10 protein-coding genes and 1 tRNA gene are annotated in these 16,791 nt (G+C 43.3%); 2 read left to right on the forward strand and 9 right to left on the reverse strand.

What is annotated here, in order from left to right:
* Window positions 1-217 precede the first annotated feature (217 nt).
* Both B5X60_RS16005 and B5X60_RS16010 read left to right on the forward strand, forming a co-directional pair.
* Entirely contained in the window at window positions 218-580 is a 363-nt protein-coding gene (locus B5X60_RS16005; protein ID WP_079703745.1) for a BlaI/MecI/CopY family transcriptional regulator, read from the forward strand.
* 4 nt (window positions 581-584) lie between these two features.
* Window positions 585-2,006 carry a M56 family metallopeptidase gene (locus B5X60_RS16010; protein ID WP_079703746.1) on the forward strand — a complete coding sequence of 474 codons (1,422 nt, stop codon included), beginning with the start codon at window positions 585-587 and terminating at the stop codon, window positions 2,004-2,006.
* Window positions 2,007-2,128: 122 nt separating this feature from the next.
* On the opposite strand, the gene B5X60_RS16015 is transcribed toward B5X60_RS16010, so the two are convergent.
* The 9 genes from B5X60_RS16015 to rseP form a co-directional block, all read right to left on the reverse strand.
* Window positions 2,129-4,786 (reverse strand): TonB-dependent receptor, encoded by a 2,658-nt coding sequence (locus B5X60_RS16015; protein WP_079703747.1) that lies wholly within the window; start codon window positions 4,784-4,786, stop codon window positions 2,129-2,131.
* Complete coding sequence (locus B5X60_RS16020; RefSeq protein ID WP_079703748.1) at window positions 4,783-5,736, reverse strand: GLPGLI family protein; 954 nt, start codon at window positions 5,734-5,736, stop codon at window positions 4,783-4,785. Before B5X60_RS16020 ends, B5X60_RS16015 begins: the two co-directional genes overlap by 4 nt.
* Before the next feature lie 451 nt (window positions 5,737-6,187).
* The gene (locus B5X60_RS16025) at window positions 6,188-7,021 is read right to left on the reverse strand and encodes an endonuclease/exonuclease/phosphatase family protein (protein WP_079703749.1); all 834 of its coding nucleotides are present in this window, start codon (window positions 7,019-7,021) and stop codon (window positions 6,188-6,190) included.
* 24 nt (window positions 7,022-7,045) lie between these two features.
* A complete protein-coding gene (locus tag B5X60_RS16030; RefSeq protein ID WP_079703750.1) occupies window positions 7,046-8,815 on the reverse strand; it encodes a RagB/SusD family nutrient uptake outer membrane protein in 1,770 nt (589 codons plus the stop codon).
* 21 nt (window positions 8,816-8,836) lie between these two features.
* The gene (locus tag B5X60_RS16035; protein WP_079703751.1) at window positions 8,837-12,112 is read right to left on the reverse strand and encodes a SusC/RagA family TonB-linked outer membrane protein; all 3,276 of its coding nucleotides are present in this window, start codon (window positions 12,110-12,112) and stop codon (window positions 8,837-8,839) included.
* A gap of 448 nt (window positions 12,113-12,560) precedes the next feature.
* Window positions 12,561-13,430, reverse strand: a complete 870-nt coding sequence (locus B5X60_RS16040) for a helix-turn-helix domain-containing protein (RefSeq protein ID WP_139377513.1) — start codon at window positions 13,428-13,430, stop codon at window positions 12,561-12,563.
* A gap of 330 nt (window positions 13,431-13,760) precedes the next feature.
* Window positions 13,761-13,840 (reverse strand) — tRNA-Leu (locus tag B5X60_RS16045).
* Window positions 13,841-14,662: 822 nt separating this feature from the next.
* Complete coding sequence (gene hscB, locus B5X60_RS16055) at window positions 14,663-15,211, reverse strand: Fe-S protein assembly co-chaperone HscB (RefSeq protein ID WP_079703754.1); 549 nt, start codon at window positions 15,209-15,211, stop codon at window positions 14,663-14,665.
* Window positions 15,212-15,453: 242 nt separating this feature from the next.
* The gene (gene rseP / locus B5X60_RS16060) at window positions 15,454-16,782 is read right to left on the reverse strand and encodes an RIP metalloprotease RseP (RefSeq protein ID WP_079703755.1); all 1,329 of its coding nucleotides are present in this window, start codon (window positions 16,780-16,782) and stop codon (window positions 15,454-15,456) included.
* Window positions 16,783-16,791: the final 9 nt, after the last annotated feature.

Genomic DNA, 16,791 nt, shown 5'->3' on the forward strand with positions numbered 1-16,791 from the left:
ATGATCTAATTTCAGGAAAAGTGCCTTTTTAGAAAAACATGAATTATCAACCGATGTTAGTTGTGCAACGGTCACCTAAAGCAAAAAGTATGTGCACTGCCGGCATAAGGCGGAAAAGGACCAATTACTTTTAACATTTAATAACACTCTCCTACTTAAAACTTTTCGTATTTTTACGAAACCCTCGTAGATAATCCTGGGTGTATAATTGATATTAATGAAGAAGTTAACCTTACAGGAAGAAGAAGTGATGCTTGCGATCTGGCAGGCGGGAAAAGGCTTTATAAAAGATTTTGTTGATCAGATGCCGGATCCTAAACCGCCTTACACAACCGTAGCTTCAACAGTCAGGAAGCTGGAACAAAAAGGCTTTGTAAGCAGCGAAAAATTTGCAAACGCTTTACGCTACAGCCCTAAGGTAAAGGAAGTGGATTACAAGAAACGATTCCTCAGCGGCTTTGTAGACGACTATTTCAAAAGTTCGTATAAGGAGCTGGTCACATTTTTTGCGAAAGACAAAAAGATCAGCCCTGACGAATTGAAAGAGATCATTAATCTTATCGAAGAATCCGAAAAATAGTGCTATGCCAGCTCTCTTTATACTCCTGTTCAAAATAAATGTAGTACTTATTCTGTTCGCGGCAGCTTATTATTTCGTACTTAGAAAACTCACTTTCTACGGACTAAACCGGGCATTTTTGATATTCGGAATCTTATTTTCGTCTGCATATCCGTTCATTAATATAAACACCGTATCGAGTCGCTACGATAAAATTGCCTCGATCGCACCGGCCATTGGTCAGCAGGTGTCCGGATACATTCAACCCGGCAGTATATCTGTTTACTGGCAATCCGCAAATTTTGTTTTCTGGACTATTGTAGTGCTGATGGCCTTCCGATTGGCTATGCAGTTTTTCTCGCTGTATCGGATCCACAAAAATTCCAGTCCCGGGCATGCTTCAGATTATAGGATGAGAATCTTATCGGATGACCTGGGACCGTTCTCCTTTTGGCAAACGATCTACATTAACCCCAAACTTCACAGCAAAACTGACCTGGAAAATATCCTGAAACATGAAAAGGTGCATGTTGATGACTGGCACACTCTCGATATAATTCTGGCTGAGCTTTCCATTGTGTTTTACTGGTTTAATCCCGGGGTCTGGTTGATGAAGCGTGCGGTACGTGAAAATATCGAGTTTATAACTGATGCGAAGATTCTGAGAAAGGGTATTGACAAAAAAACATATCAATATAGCCTGCTTCACGCGGGCAATCTGGTGCCGGCTATGGCGATCGTAAATAATTTCAGTCTCTCGGATCTCAAAAAAAGGATCAAAATGATGAACGCCAGACGGTCGTCGCCCCTGGCTTTGTCGCGGTATCTTTTTTTACTGCCCATTTTATTATTAACCACCCTCGCTTTTACCATCAGTAAGAAAGCCGAAATAAAAAAGATCATTTTTTCAAAGCCAATGCTGGCTATTAGTAGCCCAGAGCGCCGGGAGTCACAACCAAACCCGAAAATGAGCATGAGAAGTGCTGAGCTAAAAAGGACGCCCTCTCTAGCGCCCGCTGTCGAAAAGGATACACTGAAACGCTTTCTAATTATCGAAGCCTATGATACCGACAGCGGTTCAGTCCACTCCGAATTTGATGAGCTCCCGATGCCAAAGCCTGGCGATCGCATAAAAATGATCACAGTTAGACGAACCGGCGAGGAAAGCCCAAGCACAATATTTTCAGACACCGACAGCTTGCGCATCCGTCCAAAGAATGTTTTTATCGTCCACCGGGAGAGCGGAGAAAACCCTCCAACTGGTATAATGAATTTTCGACATATAGCTGGGCCTGGACAATCGCCTGATACCGGCAGCAAACTTTCTGCAAAGTTCTTTCTGAATGGCGAAGAAATCTCACAGGAAGAATTCAGAAAGCTTGAATTAGCAGGTCCTGACGGTGCTGGTAGTGGTAAGAAATTGATGATTAGGGTGGAGAAACAGTAGTGTTAATAATTTGAGCCAAGAACCAAGAGCCAGGAATCAAGATCGGCCATATAAAACGTTTAAAAGTACCTGAATAAGCGCTTGTGTCTTGGTTCTTGGTTCCTAATTCTTGATACTTGATACTAAAAATTAAATCTCGCCCTCAACATCGCAATCCTTCCTGGAATCCTGTATGATCCGGTAGTAAATGAGTTAGCGGAAAGGATCAAAGCATCAAAGGTTTTTATATTAGCCAGATTAGTTACCCCAAACTCAAGATCAGTTTTCATTTTGACCAGCTTGTATCTTAAATTTAAGTCTGCGAAAAGATATTCCAGATCCGGCTGCGTCGATTGGTGCGTATATAGGTGTTCGCCGGAAACATTGACGTATACATTTTTAAGTGTAGTAAACGACAAGGTTGATTGCTGCCGTAACTGCTGATAATTGTTCTCCAGGCCATTGCTTACCTTCGCCTTATTATCGGTTACAGAATAATTCAGGTTATAGGATGCAGTCATGAACCGGGTTAATTTGGATTCTATACCGCCCTTATAGCTTAGGGTCCTTGAGCCGAAAGGCGTTAAAAGGCCGTTTTGAAGTTGGGCAAATGTGCTATAGTTAAAGCTCACCCCGGCATTGACCGTGCTGCTAAGCCCGAAAAGGTACTTGCTTGAACTTGCACTAAGTCCGTAGTTACGGATGTGATTTGACAACGGCAATGCTACGCTCTGCTGTATATTATCAGTGAGCGACATTGAGGAAATGGTGTTTAAAGCTGCATCGCTGTAGTTGCCGGTAATATTGAAGAACAACATTTGCATAGCCTTCCTGAAGTTAAAGCTTGCACCAACATTGTGTGTCCGTACTTCAGATAGGGGCGAGTTATTAGCAAAAAAAGAGCGGTAGTTTCTGAGGATTGTCCCCCGGTAGATATCATTGATCCCGCCAAGCTCGTTGCGGAACGAATAATTCATCGTAAGGTAGGTTTCGATACCGGTCAGGTACTTAACGTTGAGAGAGGGCGTCAGGAACAGGCGCCGCATAGATTTATCCAGCCTGGTTACGCCGTCCTGATACTTAATTAAATTATAGCCAAGCGGCAGACTCAGCCCCCCCTGAATTTTATCCTTTTTCAATTCATATGTACCCTCGGCATAAACCCTTGTCCTTGACCAGTTCAGATCATTAACAGCATTTGACGATAGCAATTCTGTTATCCCCGAGTTTTGGATTCGGTAAAGCTGCGAATTGATCTCCTGTTCCTGCAAACTAAACCCGGCTTTATAGGTCTGCGAAAATTGATTCTTCACGAAGGCCATCGAGGCGTAATTATTAGTAAAAAATGCTGGTTGCTTCAGCAATTGATCCAGGCCTGCATATGGCATGCCGCTATTGTTGATGTCCGCATTTAAGCCTGGCGTTATCGATAATATTTCAGGCTGGCTGATCTTATTAAGGAATGAATACAGGTTAAGGATATTCTCCGATTTTAATTTCTTCCGGTAGTTAAACTCGTTCGAAATGTCAAAGGTCTTTTGATTAAGAGATTGATTTGCACCTGTTCCGTTAAGGACAATGCGAGATGTGGCCTGAGAAGGCAGATAATCTGCCTTAAATGTATTGTTAAGATAGTGCAGGTCGGAATTTTCATTGAGGTTAAGCTGAGTTTGCAGTTTCTGCGGCTTAAGCAAATTATCCTGCAGTTCTGTATACCTCACCGTTTGTCCGGGAAGATATATTTCGGAAAGCTTGTCGTATTGCTGAACGCGCTCATCATATAAATAAGACACATTTGCCCGCATCTGCAGGTCTGTATTGAACTTATATAAGTTGTTTAGATTTACTAAGCCGGCAGTGTTTAAAAGTGAGCGGTTCTGAGGGAGACCAGGCACTCCGGCGGCGCCGGTCGAAAGTAAATTCGCAGGCTTGCTATTTTCCTGGCGGCGCATGAGATCAGCCATATTATGCCCCACCACATCCATACCTGGATCAACACCAATATTATTTCCTTTTATATTATTCACAAACTTGAGCTCCTTATTGAATAGCATCGCCGAAACATTCCCATCGAACTTATCCGGCGCCCCTGCTCCTGCCAAAGCGTCGCCCATCACTTTCATTTTCGCGTCGTCCTTGATAACGAGGTTTAGTGCCACATCTTCACTCATATTGTTCTTCCGCATCATTTTGATCGGCTGATCGTTCTGGATTACCTGAACCTTATCAACAGCGCCTTGAGGAATACTTTTTGTCGCAATGTTGTATTTGTCGTCAAGCAAATTATCGCCATCGACGTATAAGTTGGATATGGCCTTTCCGTTATAACTGATCTTCCCGCTTTCCGCGACTTCAACGCCAGGCATACGCTTAATTACATCTCCGATCGTCCGGTCCTGCTTATCCGCAAAATCGGAAGTTTTGTAACTCAAGGTATCACCATTGACCGTCAGAGCAGCACGGTTTTTCACCGTGACGGGTGCCAGATCAATAGCGTTATCCTGCAGAATTAGGTTATAGGGTTTGGTGGGATCGGTGACATTGACGCCAGCCTTTTTATATCCCAGGCTTGATGCCTCCACCCTCAGACCTTTAGCCTGATCTTTAAGACTGAACTTGTAGACCCCGGCTGCATTGGTCCTGGTAAAGCTCAGGATGTTACCCTCCGCATCCTTTAGATTAATGCTAACAGCTTCAATAGCTTTGCCCTGGGCGTCTGTTACTTTACCATTAATAGTTTGCTGCCCAAATGCAAAACATGCGAATAGGGAAAAGCATGTCAAAATAAGGAGCTGTTTCATTTCGCTTCAGGCAGTTCTATCGGATTGTTGATTACAATGGTCGGACGTGTTACGCCAGCTGCTCCCGTAGGTCCGGAGGGCGAGCCTTGCCGTATAGTTATGTTTGCACCGCTTATACCCCTTGCTGCCATTTGCGCCTTCATAAATCCCTGCGGGTCCTTATCGCGGGTTTCTTTTAACTTATCAAAATCCTTTTGTGTGGTTTTTATACCATCAGCCGGCAGCTTCACCTCCGCACCGGCGTAAAGATTATTATCCATTCCACCTATCATAACAGTTGCGCCAGAGGGTCCGGTAATATGTCCCCCTGCCGCGGAAGCTTCTGCACTAACTTGTGGCTTTTCTGTGCCAGCGAACAGAAACTGAACTTCCTTCTTGTCATCATAGGCTTCAATGATCAATCCCGGCAAACCGTTCAGCTTCCACGGACCGCTTTGAAAAGGCATATCCGGAGCATACCAGGCGATCCAATTTCTGCCTTTAAACCGCGCTGTGGCTTTTTGGGTTTGAATGCCGGAAATGGTCATGGTATCTTTGGATATCTTCCAGTCAATCACCGGGGCCTTTTCTTCAATCAGGTAATTGTTAAACAAATTCTCAACGGTGATAAATTTATTCTCCCTGGCAAAAAAATAATTGTCGGTCCGGGTGATCGGCCGGCTGGATGTCTGCTCGACCCTGATCTGAGTTGGCCCCCCGGCACTATTTTTTATTTGTTCCTGTATTTGCTTTAAGCGGTTTGCATTTTGGCTTATCTTGTCATTGCTGGTATATACAGAAGCATTTCTACCTGCAATGAGCAACATATTCTCCGTGCGCGGTTTATCACGATTTAATGTATCATGTATATGGTTAAAAGTGTAGAGCACCCGGATAAGCGCCTTGTCCGGTTCCTGTGAGTAAGCTGTAAAGCTAAATAAGATCGCACAGCAAAGTAAAAGTCGTTTCATATCAGTTTTTAATTAATTTTCTATTTAACTATCGTAAATCTACGAAAGTTTAGTAGCTCTGTGAGGAGTTTAACAAATTTTAACAGTTGGGGACGAAGGAGGAGGCAGGAAGTATGAGGTATGATGGATTTCCGTGAACTGAAGTCGGATGACAAGGCGAGATTGCTTCACTGCGTTCTCAATGACAAGAGCACTTTTTAAAAAAAGGCAGGGGTGGAAGGGCCGCGCCCTTCCACCCCTGCCCAATCCTCGCTATTAACGCCTGTCATTGCGAGGAGGTACGGCCAAGCAATCTGTTGACCGTTGGTCTGCAACAGCACATGTCATTGCCCTGAGGCACGAGGAAAGAATCGCCCATCATATATTGACGGCGTTATCTATCAAACAAGAAAAGGCCGACCGCTAACTGTCGACCTTTTGAATATTGATTGGTTTTAGTCTGCCAAGTCTCTCACAACGTCACCGTAGCAGCCACAGGAAAGTGATCTGAAGGAAACTTACCAAAGTAAGTATCAGTCAGGATACCCCACCTGTTTGCTTTAAAGTGCTTCGATATAAAGATATGGTCGATCACTCCCTTACCGCGCGGCACCCTGAATCCGTTAGAGGATGAGTTATTCTCATATGGATATTTTACGTCTTTATAAGAATCCCTTAATATCCCGGAATTTGCGATAGTCTGATACCATTCGCTTTCACGGCCACCGTTAAAATCTCCTGTTAACAAGACAGGGTCGTTGCCCGCGATTTCTTTGATCTTTTGGACCATTAACTTGCCGCTTTCCTTACGAGCGATTACTCCCTGATGATCAAAATGCACATTAAAGAGATAGAACTTCTTTTTGCTTTTGACCTCCTGAAGCTGCACCCATGAGGCAATGCGGTTACAGCAGGTAGCATCCCAACCCTTACCAGGTACATCCGGTGTTGCTGAAAGCCAGAAATCACCACTCTTCAGCAACTTGAACATCTCTTTCTTATAGTAAATAGAGGAATGTTCTCCACCGTCCTTTCCGTCATCACGCCCTTTACCGTAAACGGCATATTCAGGAAGTGCAGCACTAATGTCATTCAGCTGGTTCTTTAACGCCTCCTGCACTCCGAATACATCGAAGTCGTGGTAACGAATCAGATTCGCAACCACCGGTGCCCGGGCAACCCAAAGGTTGCCCGAATCACGTGGATTATCATACCTGACATTGAAAGTGCCAACTTTTAACGATTGGGAATTGGCCAAAGCGACAGTGAAAACGAAAATTGCTGTTAAAATTGATTTTATTTTCATATTTCTGATTTTAAAACCATCGAACTACCAGCCAGGATTTTGCCCCAGTTTAGGATTTTTCAACACATCCACTTGAGGAATTGGATAGAAATACTGTTTGTCATTCCATTTCCGGGATATTTCATTCATCCAGGTTAATTCACCGGATGTGCCGTTTTTCAGTCGTTGTGAATTTACCGCAGTACCTATTGTCGGAGATACATCCACAAAGGTTACACCGGCAATATTTGCTGGTTTTGTACCAGAATAAAATAGTACATCCATAACACCGTCTTCATTCAGGTCCATTGGTGTATTAAGAGCAGGAACGTAAAATCCATTCCATTCCATCTGCATGAGCGGACCACGTTTCCATCTTAAGAGATCAGGGAAACGGTGACCTTCTAGACTCAGTTCAATACCCCGTTCACGTCTTACTTCAAGAATGGTAGCATCAGATATACCCGGGAAATAATTAGTCATCAGATAGGGATCCGCTATTGTTGGTTTTGTTGTCAATCCCCCTGTAATACCTCCTCTGGCACGAAGAACACCAACAGTACTAGCCCATTCAGCATCTGTAAGTGTCCCAAGCTCGGCTTTCGCCTCGGCATAATTCAACAGAACTTCCGCAAAGCGAAACAAAGGAATTGAATTATTATTCAATGCACCAGCGTCATAATACATGTCATCCAAAGAGAATTTGATCGGGTGATAGCCGGTAAAGGTATAAGTGAATACCGGTGGCGCTGCAACCTGTACTCCTCCATTAACTCTCTTATAACTCCCCATTCGAATCGTCTGCTGTAACCTAAGATCTCTGTTCTTCACTTCGTCCTTGAACACCATTGTTGGATATGCAGGATTGTTTGTAAAAGGAGTACCATCCCGGTTGAGGTAAGTATTAACAAACGTGCGGATTAGACTTGCTTTGGCACCATAAGTACCACTTGTCCACCACCAATTGGCATCGTTCAAAACATTAAGCGTAATATCCGTAACAGCCGCCATCATAACCTCGTTAGCTACCGGTGCGGGGTTAGTAAATACCAGCCGGTAGGAAGCACCTGGCCCTCCTGTTGAATTGATCGTATAAGTTCCCTTATCCATCACAACTTTCGAAGCTGCTGCAGCATTGGTCAGCCATGCATTGGCCGTGCTCTGAAGATTCAGCTGAGTATGGTATTTCCTGAAAGTTCCTTCGAACAGACAGATCCTGGATTTCAGCGCAAAAGCGATGTCACGGGTAACAGTACTTCTCGAATTATCAGCTGTGGCTCTCAGATTTGCACACGCATAATCAATATCTGCCAGTACCGAATCCATTACAAGAGTGCGGGAATCCCGCCCGTTGTATAAAGCCGGATCATTTACGTCCAATGGCTTTCCAATCCATGGCACATCGCCAAAGCGCTTTACTTTCTCAAAATAAAAATAAGCGCGGAAAAATTTCGCCAGCCCCATATAATGTCTTCGGCTCTCAGCACTGACACCAGGACCCGTGTTATTTTCGATAAAGTAATTTATATTCCGGAGGTCACCCCAACTCCAGCCTGAGCTCAGGGATGGAGCAAATGCATTCTCCTGTATAAATGTTGGAACAGCTTTTACTGCGAGGTAATCCGACATAGCATCAAGACTGGTAGAAGTACCCGGCAAAATTCCGTAAAATGAATTTGCATATAGCTGCAAGCCGTTATCACTTCCAAACACCGCTGATTTCGATGTGGTCGACTCAGGTTCCTGCTCCAGTTTTTCGCAAGCAGCCACAAAAAGCATGAGTGGCAGCAGCAATAAATAATAGTTTATTTTCATAATTCTAGTTTCTAGATATTATTAATAAGATAAATTCAAACCTAAGGAGATACTTTTCAGCATAGGATAATTATATCCATCACCTGAATTGCCCCCCGGATTAAACACCTGATCGGATGCCACGGTGTTCTCTACGTCAATACCACTTGCGATCTTATAGAGCGGTGAGTAAGTCCATAGATTTTCCCCTGAGAAATATACCCTTGCAGAAGTGGCTTTAACTTTAGAGATCCATTTCTGCGGAAGATTATATCCAACCTGAATATTTTTCATCCTTATGTAGGCAACATTTTGCAAATATCTCGTTTGAGCCACTCCGAGGGTTCTGTTCGTTGCATTTGAAGCTGCACGTGACATCGTTCTCGGAAAATAAGCGTTCGTATTTTCTGGCGTCCACATATTGCCTAAATGGAAGTTTGGAATATTGTTATATGGCCTGTTGTACTGGCCCCAGAAAAATTCCGCTTCTGTACTTGGATACCAGTCCTGCTTGCCAACGCCCTGGAAGAATGAAGTAAAATAGAGGTTATTCCAGTCCGCGCCGAGGTTTATTCCATAGGTATATCTTGGTGACCTGTTTCCAATAATCTTTCGGTCTCCAGGATTAGAAACCCTGTCAGTACCAACATTAATGAACCCGTCATTGTTCAGATCTTTTAACTTGATATCGCCCGGATACCATAAGTTTGTTGGCGAGGCTCTCATCTGCGGGCCTTGTTTGGCATGGGAATCAATATCTTTCTGATCGATAAAAAACCCTTCAGTTTCATAACCCCAGATTTCCCCTACTGTCTGCCCTTCATAATAGTCATTGAGTAACTTATCCGGGTTATTGTACTTTAAGATTTTAGTTGTATTGTCAGCCAACGACAGGCGAATATTGTATCCTAATGGCTTAGACATGCCTTTTATCCGATCCTGCCATGCCATTGATAATTCCCAGCCCTTGGTGCGCAGATCCGCATAATTACCCTTTGGAACAGTCGCACCGAATACGGCCGGTGCAGTTAAACCTACCGTGAACATGTCTGTGGTATTCCTTATATAAGCATCTCCAGAGAAAGTCAGGCGGTCCGATAAAAGCGCCATGTCCAGACCAAGATTGGATGTTGTCGAAGTTTCCCAGGTAAGACCGTTTGGAAGTACACTCGGGCGGCTTGTTTGCTGAGGTCTTGTCCCATTTAAAATAATACCGGACTGAGAAATTCCAAAGTTCTCCTGGAAAACGTAGGAATCAATATTACCATTTCCTAAAGAACCATATGATGCCCTGATCTTCAGATCGGAGATGAATTTGGGTGAAACTTTCCAGAATGGTTCCTGGCTAACCCTCCATCCAGCCGATAATGACGGGAAAAATCCAAATCGTTGATCCGATGGAAATTTGGAGGATCCATCGTAGCGGCCATTTACTTCAAGCAGGTAGCGATCTTTAAAGGCATAATTCAGCCTTGAGAAACCCCCAAGAATTGCCCAGCGGTCATAACCTCCCCCGGTCACGATTTGCTGACCCAATGCAAGGTTAAGGTCAGATGCCCCATCATAGATTATACCATTGCGCTGTGCAGCAAGCCGGTTATATGTCGATTGCTCGAAGTTATAACCTGCCATGATTTTAAACGAGTGAGCATCCCGGAATTTATTTTCGTATTCCGCATATAAGTTATTAGCTATATACTCGGTGTTGCGGTTATCATATGCAAGATCATTGGTCGTCGTTCCAACATAACTTGTGATTCCCTGAATTGCACTGTAAGGAACTTGCACACGCTTCTGCTCGCGGTTGAAATCGTTATTTCTAAAAGTGAAATCTCCATTAACCCTAAACTTATTCCCGAAAAAACTCGTGGTAAAACCTGTCGTATTTCGAAAAAGCTGCTTTTTAGAATCGATACCATTTTTACCATACCAAAAATCACCGACAGTATAAACTGCGGAAAATGCCAGGGTTCCATCGGGATTAAACATTACTGAGGTTGGATGCCCCTCATCAGCAATATTCCGCCAGATTCCGCCTCCTTCACCCACATTCAAAGGGTTAAAATAAGATACCACCGAGAAATCCGCATTATTATCTATTTTCAACCACGGAAATACTTGAATTGATCCGCGTGCTCTAAAGTTCTTCGCGTCATAGTCATCAGAATTGTAACGGAATAAGCCTCCTTGTTTCTGATATCTTCCAGAAACCAGGAAATTTAGTTTGTCGGTTGCACCGGTAATGGACAAGTTGTGTTCATTTGCTCCATTATGATCGTTGTATAACTCTTTGTAAAAGTCTGTACTTCCATAATAAACATATTCTTTTGTCACGGGATCTACCTCTACTGTATTATACGGCTGACCGGATTCTGCTCGCTTTTTAAATTCAGCCAGGTAAGCTGGCGACCATTTTTGCGTTTTATTAGCATTTTGAGGGAATGAACCATCTCCATTTAGAAACGCTTCTGTAAACATCCTCGCCCAGGTATATCCGTCGGTTACGAAATCGGGACGCTCAACGGGACTTTTCGAAGCGTAATTGTTAGAATAGTTTACAGAAGTTCTACCTCCCAATGCTTTCTTCGTCATTATCATTACCACCCCAAACACTGCCCTTGCCCCATAAATGGATGAAGATGCTGCATCTTTTAGCACGGTAACACTCTCTACATCGTTTGGATTTAACAAGCTAGGGTCGCCTTCAACACCATCTATAAGCACTAAAGCGTTACCTCCCTGTCCGATTGAGGTTGCTCCACGAACATTGAATGAAGGTGCCTGATTGGGTTTACCATCCCCAAGCCTGATATTCAAATTTGGCAGAACACCCTGTAGTCCCTGACTAAGATTTGGAATAGGTCTGTTCTGCAGGGTTTTTCCTGAAACCTGATCCACTGATCCTGTTAAATTCTCTTTTTTCTGTGTTCCATAACCAACGACAACTACCTCATTCAGAACACCTGATTCTGGTAAAAGGGTAATATTATTGATTGCAGTCTGCCCTGAACTCACCACAATTCCTGTGATACGCTTTTGCTGGTAAGAAATGAAAGTCGCGATCAGGGTGTAAGTACCTGGCTGCGCGGTCAAAGAGTAGGTACCATCAGCGCCAGTCTGCGCTCCATTAGTAGTTCCTTCTATTTTAACGCTTGTTCCGGGGAGCGGGGCTCCCGTTTCATCGGTTACCTTGCCGCTTATCCGGCCGGTTCCGGTTTGTGAGTAGACTGATTGTGTTTGGAAAATTAGTAAAGCGTGTACCAATAGGAACATACCTAGAAGCACACCCTTCTGCTGGTGCAGTAAGAATATTTTCATATTTTCGAATACTTAGGTGATTAATAGTTTAGTTGCTTAGACAGCGGCGCGGGGCTCAATCCAAATTGCTGCTGGTAAACCGGCTCTGCTTCAGGGCCGGTTTTATTGTGTGAGGGTCTTCTATTGCGTCATAGTTGCCATTTACTCGTCAATATATTCTATTTTAAGATGCAGCAAAACTAACTGCCTCCTGTTAACTGAACATTAAAATAACAATACCCCAACTCACAAAATCCGCCATTAAAAGATAGATGGATCTTACCGTTGACAGTGGAATAGTAACGATCCTGTAACTAAATGTAACATTTTGTTAACATTAAAAAAACAATAAAAAGCAAAATGAAAGCAAATTGTAACAAACAATTGATAATCAGAAGAATATCTTTTCAAGAATATTCAAATTTGATATAAATACCTGCTAATAGATAAAGCTAAAGCGTTTTAGCGATCAGGATTTTGTACTTAAAAGGTAGCCTTTGCCGTGAACGTTTGTGATCTTGACTGAAGCGTCATTCACCAATTTCTTTCTTAGCCTGGACACGTACATATCCAGGCTTCGTTGGGTAATGACACCTTCGTCTTCCCAGCCTTTTTTTAATAACTGATTTCTATCAATTATCTTGTTAATATCTCCTGCAAAAATTCGCAGCAGTTTATTCTCCTTGGGTGTCAGGACGAAAGGTGTGTGGTGGTGCATTAATAGCAAACTATCAGGATAGAAAGAGTATTCGCCTATAAGAATTGGCCTCGACTGCAAAACGGAAGCGCCGGCTATACGATCAGTATTTTTACGACGGCTGAAAAATGTCGCTCCGCTGATACTAATAAGTAGAAAAAAGGCAAAAAGAGGGAATTTATTCCGGGCAACGATTGACGTTGGTTTTGCTTCAGGTATGATGTTTATTTTATACTTTTTTTCGGGCAATACGCGACCCATACAGGGCACAATGTTGTCGCTAGTCCTTGAGATGGCAAAACCGTAGACGAGCTTGTTACTTTTTGAGTCCAACACATTAACCACATAATCAGTTGAAATCTTATTTTTCTGCATCACCCTGTTAACTGACTTGACCAGCGAGTCTGGCACAATCGCGAAAGCATGCTCAAATTCAAGCTGGTATTGATTTGACGACGAAATACTCACAGGAAGCACTCTTGAACTGGAGTCGTTTGCAGATAGCAGAATCTGATGTCCCACTTGCCTGAACGCTATTAGCTCCCTTGAACGCTCATACTCGTCAGACTTTCCAACATACAATATCGCCGTAGAGAAAACGGAGAGCGCAATAAGAGCGGCATACAAATAACGTAAGTTCATATCCAAAAAAACTTTACAATGCGTTTTACAGTAATTTACATTTCCTTTTTCACGGAAGTCCAAACAGTCAGATCACTTTGTCCAAGTTATTCAATTCAAATCATAAAGCCATAAGGCAAATCATTAATCTACCGGAGGGTAATTTATTTACCTGTATATAAAGGATGTTATAATAGGTGCTAATGGATCGGTAGTATCCAAAGAGATATGCTGCGGCATCAAAAAGGCTTGAATTTCTCTAAGGTTTCCTACCGGGCCAATAAAGGATAGCTATCGGTAGAAACCGTCTGTGCCCAATAAAAAAAGCCTTAGATTTAATCTAAGGCTTCGTACCCAGCGCCGGAATCGAACCGGCACAGTTTCCTATCGGTGTTTGAGACCGACGCGTCTACCAGTTCCGCCAGCTGGGCATTTTGAAAGTTTAACGTACAACCTGTAAGCCTGCCTGCCGGTAGGCAGGTTTTACGTCTGGGCGGCGTGCCCACCGTTAAGTCGTTAACGGGTTGCAAACTTAGAAATTTTTTTGAAATTATCGAAGACGCGAAAAATAATAGTAAAATCGGTGACCATTATATTTATTATGATCGATACTTAGTGTGTATGGCTAAGTGTATTTCTGGCGGTTTTTCTGCTTGACCAACTCATCGATACTATTGGGCTGATAAAGCTTCACCTTCTTGGACAAAAACTCCGAGCCTCTCCTTTGTCCAGGAATTAGATTTTTGGAGGCTGACATGTGGACCAAAAGCTTGTCGTTTAAGGGGCAAATAAAACCGCCTGTTGAAAGCAATTGCTCGCAGGGGCAAAATGTATGTCTGACGCCGCGCTTACCACCAAAACGCTTATTTTGAGCTAAATTTTCTAAAATGTCGTTTTTTGCATTTAGAACGGACATTTTGGAAGCCTTTTCAAAGAATGATGGCAGACAGATACGGGAAAAAGGGTGAAGTTGTTCGACCGCGCTTCGAGTGTTGTTCGACTGAGCTTCGACAAAACACCCCTCCAGTCGAACAACACTCGAACAACACTCGAAGAAAAGCCGAACACTTCCCGAACGCTTCCCGAACCTGTCTCGAACCTGTCTCGAAGAACTGTCGAACAAAGCACTACCAGGGTAAATTTAAAGACTTAGTGTATAATACTTGAATTTTCCACAAGTGTTATGGGCCGAATCGAAGGATGAACGGACCCTCATCTTCGAGTATAATAATCAAAAGTCTTTCCCGTAAGGACTAGCCTTTCGCGCGAAGTTTATCGATGCTCGTGCGTATCCGCATCAGATACTTTTCTCGATACCAGATATCCCTAACCTTTTCGAGAATTTCTTTACGATCTGAACCGCCATTAGCGTCGAATTTGTCAGTTAACTGTTTCAATTCATCGAATAGAGCTGCTTCAAGCTGATCAACTTCAGAAGTAATCGTCATTAACCTGCTCGGATCAGGATCAAATTCCATATCCATCAAAGCCTCGTTCACATCCATCATATCCATCAGGAAATCCTGGGGAAGGGTGTATTTATCGCCTTCGGCAATAAGATCATGAAGTTCAAGGATGTACTCGATCCGCTTGAGTGGATCCGATAACACCTTATACGCTTTGTTATTAATTGTTGACAACTCTAATATCTCATCCTGCTTCTCCTGTGATTCATTCGCGTGAAAATCAGGGTGGTATTCCTTACTTAAAGCGTAGAATTTCTTCTTCAGCTGGGCCTCATCGATCTGGAAAGATAGAGGGAGATCGTAAAACTCGAAATAGGATTGGGAACTTTTTGTCATGAGTAGGATTCGTAGGATAATAGGATGGCTGGATTTGGACTAAGATTCATAGGATTATAGGATTCATAAGATCCAGGCGGAGACTTCTTTTTCGCAACGACTCGCATATCATCCAGACACTCAACTCATAAAACCGGTCTGCCGCTTTCAACTTTCACCTTTCAACTCTCAACCGTCAACTCTCAACAGTCAACTGTCAACCGTCAACCGTCAACTGTCAACTGTCAACCGTCAACTGTCCACTAATTAATTACGTGCTTAATAATATCATTCCCAAACACAAACACCATTAAGGTAATAAGGATCACGAATCCCACCATTTGTGCGCGTTCCATAAACTTGTCACCAAGCGGCTTGCCTTTAACCATTTCGATAAGGAGGAAAATTGCATGCCCGCCATCAAGCGCCGGGATAGGTAAAAGATTCATCAGCGCAAGTGCCATAGAAAGTAATCCTACAAGGCTCCAGAACTTAACCCAGTTAACGGTAGACCCGAACATGGTTGCGATACCTATAGGTCCTGTAAAGGCCTTATTAGCCTTAACCTGACCGGATGCTACTTTACCAAGACCTTTTGCATTATCCATAAAGGAACCCCATGCGCGAGACGCACCTACAGGCAGGGATTCCAAGAATCCGTATTCTACAGTTTCCAGGGGGATGTCATGATACAGCGGGATATAAACTCCAACAGTACCTTCAGGGGTAACTTTGGTTGGAATCTGAACAGTTTTATTGTCTCTTGCTACTGTAATGGCGACCTGCTTACCTTTGTTCGCAACAACTATCTGCTTGAATTCGTCATAAAACGTAACTGGAGTATTATTGATCGCCAGGATACTGTCCCCTAATTTGACCCCTGCTTTCTCTGCATTTCCACCGGGCTCAACCATCGAAATTCCGGAAATTTTTACACGCGGTTCTACAAACTGCCCGATGCCCAGATCTGATACTTTCTCAAGAACATCTCCCGGAACGTGAATATTTTTAGTCTCTTCGCCACGCTTAACAGTAAGTTCAGTATTACCCAGCAATACTTTTGAGCTCGTCAGTTCTTCAAAGCGCTTTACAGGCTTGCCGTTCACCTCGGTGATACGGTCGCCATTCTGCAAGCCAATTTCACGGCCAATTATCCCTGGTGCTATGCCATAAGGAATTTTATCATTCGGTACGAATGTCTCGCCATTGCTTAAAGTAAGCATCCAGAATATGAAAATACCAAGGACAATATTCACAGTTACACCGCCAAGCATGACAATTAGTCGCTGCCATGCCGGTTTGGAACGGAACTCCCAGGGCTGCGGGGGACCCGATAATTGTTCAGTGTCCATCGATTCGTCGATCATACCGGATATCTTCACGTAGCCTCCAAGAGGAAGCCATCCAATACCGTATTCACAACCTTTATAATTGAAGCTGACTAATTTAAATCCCCAGGCATCAAAGAAGAGATAGAATTTCTCTACCCGAATGCCAAAAGCACGGGCGGCTAAAAAGTGCCCTGCTTCGTGTAATATGATTAAAATTGATAACCCAAGTAACAGCTGACCTGTCATTACTAATCCATCCATGCCTTATTC

Source organism: Daejeonella lutea, assembly GCF_900168015.1.
Lineage (GTDB): Bacteria > Bacteroidota > Bacteroidia > Sphingobacteriales > Sphingobacteriaceae > Daejeonella > Daejeonella lutea.

Coding starts and splice junctions, on each gene's coding strand:
- B5X60_RS16005 (WP_079703745.1), top strand. CDS start 218: ATGAAGAAGTTAACCTTACAGGAAGAAGAAGTGATGCTTGCGATCTGG.
- B5X60_RS16010 (WP_079703746.1), top strand. CDS start 585: ATGCCAGCTCTCTTTATACTCCTGTTCAAAATAAATGTAGTACTTATT.
- B5X60_RS16015 (WP_079703747.1), bottom strand. CDS start 4,786: ATGAAACAGCTCCTTATTTTGACATGCTTTTCCCTATTCGCATGTTTT.
- B5X60_RS16020 (WP_079703748.1), bottom strand. CDS start 5,736: ATGAAACGACTTTTACTTTGCTGTGCGATCTTATTTAGCTTTACAGCT.
- B5X60_RS16025 (WP_079703749.1), bottom strand. CDS start 7,021: ATGAAAATAAAATCAATTTTAACAGCAATTTTCGTTTTCACTGTCGCT.
- B5X60_RS16030 (WP_079703750.1), bottom strand. CDS start 8,815: ATGAAAATAAACTATTATTTATTGCTGCTGCCACTCATGCTTTTTGTG.
- B5X60_RS16035 (WP_079703751.1), bottom strand. CDS start 12,112: ATGAAAATATTCTTACTGCACCAGCAGAAGGGTGTGCTTCTAGGTATG.
- B5X60_RS16040 (WP_139377513.1), bottom strand. CDS start 13,430: ATGAACTTACGTTATTTGTATGCCGCTCTTATTGCGCTCTCCGTTTTC.
- hscB (WP_079703754.1), bottom strand. CDS start 15,211: ATGACAAAAAGTTCCCAATCCTATTTCGAGTTTTACGATCTCCCTCTA.
- rseP (WP_079703755.1), bottom strand. CDS start 16,782: ATGGATGGATTAGTAATGACAGGTCAGCTGTTACTTGGGTTATCAATT.